Origin of the sequence: Amycolatopsis rhizosphaerae (assembly GCF_007713715.1) — a bacterium.
GTDB lineage: Bacteria > Actinomycetota > Actinomycetes > Mycobacteriales > Pseudonocardiaceae > Amycolatopsis_E > Amycolatopsis_E rhizosphaerae.
On record NZ_VJWX01000537.1, the window covers coordinates 1 to 4,741 of the forward strand.

The 4,741-nt window shown below is 71.9% G+C and carries 5 protein-coding genes; 1 reads left to right on the forward strand and 4 read right to left on the reverse strand.

The genetic code is table 11. The annotated features are described in order from the left end of the window. The 4 genes from FNH05_RS32465 to acsA form a co-directional block, all read right to left on the reverse strand. Nucleotides 1–272: biotin/lipoyl-containing protein (locus FNH05_RS32465; protein ID WP_342781642.1), on the reverse strand; the 272-nt coding region annotated here is incomplete at its 3' end. Continuing rightward, nucleotides 273–1,247 carry an alpha-ketoacid dehydrogenase subunit beta gene (locus FNH05_RS32470; protein ID WP_144592665.1) on the reverse strand — a complete coding sequence of 325 codons (975 nt, stop codon included), beginning with the start codon at nt 1,245–1,247 and terminating at the stop codon, nt 273–275. Then, nucleotides 1,244–2,221 (reverse strand): pyruvate dehydrogenase (acetyl-transferring) E1 component subunit alpha, encoded by a 978-nt coding sequence (gene pdhA, locus FNH05_RS32475; RefSeq protein WP_246128076.1) that lies wholly within the window; start codon nt 2,219–2,221, stop codon nt 1,244–1,246. Before pdhA ends, FNH05_RS32470 begins: the two co-directional genes overlap by 4 nt. Beyond that, complete coding sequence (acsA, locus tag FNH05_RS32480) at nt 2,218–3,987, reverse strand: acetate--CoA ligase (protein WP_144592666.1); 1,770 nt, start codon at nt 3,985–3,987, stop codon at nt 2,218–2,220. Before acsA ends, pdhA begins: the two co-directional genes overlap by 4 nt. A gap of 220 nt (nt 3,988–4,207) precedes the next feature. Between acsA and FNH05_RS32485 the strand changes: the two genes are divergently transcribed. Further along, nucleotides 4,208–4,585: a hypothetical protein gene (locus FNH05_RS32485; protein WP_246128077.1), complete on the forward strand. Its 378-nt coding sequence runs from the start codon at nt 4,208–4,210 to the stop codon at nt 4,583–4,585. Nucleotides 4,586–4,741: the final 156 nt, after the last annotated feature.

Genomic DNA, 4,741 nt, shown 5'->3' on the forward strand with positions numbered 1-4,741 from the left:
GGCTTGGGGACCTCGGGCGCCTCGGGGGTCTCGGCGCCCGCGGGGGTGATCACCGCGAGCGGGGTGCCGACCGGAACCTTCTCGCCGGGCGGAACGAGGATTTCGCTGACCGTGCCGCCGGTGAAGCATTCCACGTCGACCGCCGCCTTCGCGGTGTCCACGACGGCGACGAGATCGCCCTTGCGAACCTGGTCACCGGGGTGGACCAGCCATTCCAGCACGGTGCCCTCGGTCATGTCGGCGCCGAGCGAGGGCATCACGAACCGCGCCATTCACCCCACCGCCTCGAGCGCGGCGGCGACGACCCGCGCGGGCTGGGGGAGGGCGGCCTGCTCCAGGTGCCGCGCGTAGGGCATCGGCACCTCGGCGCTGCAGACCCGCTGGACCGGCGCGTCCAGCTCGTAGAACGCGTTCTCGGTGACCCGGGCGGCGATCTCGGCGGACAGGCTTCCGCTGCGCCAGCCCTCGTCGACGACCACGAGCCGGTGCGTGCGGCTCACCGAGGAAAGGACGGTCTCCTCGTCGAGCGGGCGCAGCGTTCGCAGGTCCACCACCTCGGCCTCGACGTTGTGCGAGGCGAGTTCTTCCGCGGCGGAGAGGGCGGTGGAAAGGGTGCCGCCGTAGGAGACGAGCGTGACGTCCCTGCCCGGCCGCCGGAGGGCGGCCCGGTCGAGGTCGACGGGCCCGGCGTGCTCGTCGAGCTCTCCGGAATAGTTGTAGAGCGAGCCGTGCTCGAACAGCAGCACCGGGTCGGGATCGGCGAGCGCGGTGGCGAGCATGCCGCGTGCGTCTTCGAGGGTGGCGGGCGCGACCACGCGCAGGCCGGGGATGTGCGCGTACCAGCCCTCCAGGCTGTGCGAATGCTGCGCGCCCAGCTGGCGGCCCGCCCCGGTGGTCATCCTGATCACCAGGGGCACGTTGAGCTGGCCGCCGGACATGTGCAGCAGCGTGGCCGCGTTGTTGAGGATCTGGTCCAGCGCCAGGAGGCTGAAGTTGACCGTCATGATCTCCACGATCGGCCGCATGCCGCCGAGGGCGCAGCCGATTCCCGCACCGACGAACGCCGACTCCGAAAGCGGTGTGTCGCGGATGCGCTCCGGCCCGAACTCCTCCAGCAGCCCGAGGCTGACCCCGAAACAGCCGCCGTAGGCGCCCACGTCCTCACCCATCAGGAAGACCCGCTCGTCCTCGCGCAACGCCTCCCGGATCGCCTCGCGCAGGGCCTCCCGGTAGGTGATCGTGGTCATGACCGCTCCGAGTAGACGAACCGGGTCAGCTCCTCCACCGGTTCGAGCTCACCGTTCTCGGCGGCCGCGACGGCCGACTCGATCTCGGCGTCCACTTCGGACTCGATGGCCGCGGTCTCGGCCGGGTCGAAACCGTCCTCGGCGGCCATGATCCGGCTCAGGAACGGGATCGGGTCGCGCTCCTTCCACCGGTCTATTTCGGCCCGGTCGCGGTAGCGGTCGGAGTCGTACATCGAGTGCGCGCGGAAGCGGTAGGTGTGCAGTTCGAGGAAGTGCGGCCCCGCTCCGCCGCGGAGGGACTCCACCGCCTTGTCCACGGCCTCGCACACGGCGAGCACGTCCATGCCGTCCACCGGCCAGGCCGGCATGCCGTAGGAGGCCGCGTGCAGGGCGAGGTCGGTCTGCGACTGGGCCCGGTGCAGTGCGGTGCCCATCGCGTAGAGGTTGTTCTCGCAGCAGAACAGCACCGGCAGCCGCCACAGCGCGGCGAGGTTGAGCGACTCGTGGAACTCGCCCTCGGACACCGCGCCGTCGCCGAACAGGCAGACGGTGACGAGTGGACGGTGGTTCATCGCGGTGGCCAGGCCGAGGCCGACCGCGAGCGGCAGCCCGCCGCCGACGATCGCGTTGCCGCCGTAGAACCGGCGCCCCGCGTCGAACAGGTGCATCGAGCCGCCACGGCCGCGGCTGCATCCGTTGAGCCTGCCGTACATCTCGGCCATCACCGAGTCCATCGGCAGGCCGCGGGCGAGCGCGTGCCCGTGTTCGCGATAGGTGGAGACCACCTGGTCCTCGGGGCCGATGCCCTGCATGACACCGGCCGCGATGGCCTCCTCACCGGTGTAGAGATGGAGGAACCCGCGGATGGCGGTGGCACTGTAGAGCTCGACGCACCGTTCTTCGAAACGGCGGATCCGGATCATCTGGCGCAGCAGTTCCAGCCGCTTCTTCGCGCGGGCGGTACGGGCGGTCACGGCACACTCTCCAATGTGGATAGATCTCCCTCGGGCAGGCCCAGTTCCCTGGCCCGGAGCAGGCGCCGCATCACCTTGCCGCTGCGGGTGTGCGGGAGGTGCTGGTCGAAGGCGATCTCCTTGGGGGCGACCGCGCCGAGCGCGCGGCGGCCGAAGGCCAGCAGGTCCAGGCGCAGTTCCTCGGTGGGCGGATACCCCTCGTGCAGGGTGACGAAGGCCTTCACCAACTCGCCTGCCACCGGGTCGGGCTTGCCCACCACCCCGGCCTCGGCCACGGCCGGATGGGCCATCAGCGCGCTTTCCACCTCGAAGGGGCCCACCAGGTGCCCGGCGGACTTGATCACGTCGTCGGCGCGCCCGACGAACCAGTAGTAGCCGTCGGCGTCGCGGCGAGCGATGTCGCCGGTCAGGTACCAGCCGTCCGAAAAGGACCTTTCGTACCGTTCGCGGTCCCCCCAGTAGGCCCGGAACATCGAGGGCCACCCCGGGCGCAGTGCGAGCTCGCCCTCCTCACCGGCGCCGGTCAGCTCCCGCACCCGCCCGTCCGTCACCAGCGCACGCCCGTCGGGACCGCGCTGGAGCAGACCCGCCTCGATCCCCGGCAGTGGGCGCCCCATCGAACCGGGGCGGACCTCCTCGGCGGCGAGGTTGGCGATCATGATCGCGCCGGTTTCGGTCTGCCACCAGTTGTCGTGCACCGGGTGGCCCAGCACCTCCTGACCCCACACCACGGCCTCCGGGTTGAGCGGCTCGCCGACGCTGGCGATGAACCGCAACGCCGTCAGGTCGTATCCGGAGGCCGTGTCCGGGCCGTGGCGCATGAGCATCCGCAGCGCGGTGGGCGCGGTGTACCACACCGACACCCGCTGCGCGGCCAGGACGGAGTACCAGCGGCGGGCGTCGAACTCGCCCTCGTCGCTGACCAGCGTGGCGCCGTGTGCGAGCGGCGCGATCACCCCGTAGGAGGTGCCGGTCACCCAGCCGGGGTCGGCGGTGCACCAGAAGACGTCGGCGGGCCGCAGGTCCAGGGCGTGGCGGGCGGTCACGTAGTGGGCGAGCACGGCCTCGTGCACGTGGAGCGCGCCCTTGGGGGTGCCGGTGGTCCCGCTGGTGAAGTGCAGGAGTGCGGGATCTTCCGGACTGGTGGGCCCGATCTCGAACTCGGGTGAAGCGGCCGCGAGCGCCGGGGACAGCGCGGACGTCCCGGGCCCGTCCTCGTCGCCGGTCACCAGGACGCGCCGCAGCGACGGGACCGAGTCCCGGATCCCGGCGACCTTGCGCCGGTACAGCTCGGGGGTGGTCACCAGCAGGGCCGCCCCGCCGAGGTTCAGCCGCTGCCGGACCGGTTCCGGCCCGAACGCCGAGAACAGGGGCGAGACCACGCAGCCGGCCTTGAGTGCACCGAGCACCACGACGTAGAGCTCGGGGACCCGGCCGAGCAGGGTGAACACGCGATCGCCGCGCCGCACGCCAAGGTGCCCCAGCAGCGAGGCGAACCGGCCGCTGCGTTCGGCCAGCTCGCGGTAGGTGTACTCGGTGACCCGGTCGTGGCGGTCCACCCAGCGCAGCGCGACGTGATCCCGGCGCGGGCCCCGGGCATGGCGGTCGACGGCCTCGTAGGCGATGTTGAGCCCGTGCCCGCCGGGCAGCCCGGACAGGCCGCGCCGCTCGGCCTCCCAGCTGAAGTCGCGCCGGGCGGCGGCGTAGTCGGTGAGGTTGGCGTTCTCGCGGACCGGGGCGGGCTTGCCGATCGGCGTCCAGGACATGGCAGGCACCTCACCTCGCTCGCTCGCCCCGGTGCTGGTGACCCCACTCTGCGCGCGGTGCCGGGCACCGGGCAGGGCTGGAGGTAACCGGCTCGTGCGGCCCAAAGTCCCGACGTGGTCCGTTCGCCCCCCGGATTCGGGACGTTCGCCTCTCTTGGCCCCCTCCGGAGGCGGCCACGGTGAAGGTGAGCATCCGAACGACTCCTGTCCAGGAGGTGTCATGACCAGCGAGTACCTCTCGCCCAGCCAACGACGTGCCGTCGCGGAGGAGGCGCTGGCGCAGCTTGGTGCCGACCGGCGCAAGCACGTGGTGCTGCGGGTGCGCTGCGGCCGCAGCCACCACGTCGCCTCGGTGTACGACACCGGGGCCGGGCGGGTGGTCGCCACCCAGACCGGGACGCGCGCGCACGGTTCACGGGACTTCGTCGACGTCGCCCACCACGGGACCCGGGCTCCGGACTACGTCGACCTCCTCGAAGCGGACACCTTCAGCGAGGACCTGCTGCCGGCCGGCTGCGAGTGCGGCAACATGTCGCTCTCCCGTGAGGAGCTGCGCCGCAGCATCGAATCGGAGCAGCGTGTGCTGCAGGTCCCCTGAGCGGGCGCAGGAAGAGACCCCCTCGTGGCTTCACGAGGGGGTCTCTTCACGGAGCGGGCCGTGGTGTCACCGGGGTGGCGGCCGGCAGAACCGTGGCCTGCCGTTTCACTCGGCGTGCAGCCGCTCGCGGCGCGCACGGCCGGAAACGAACGCGAC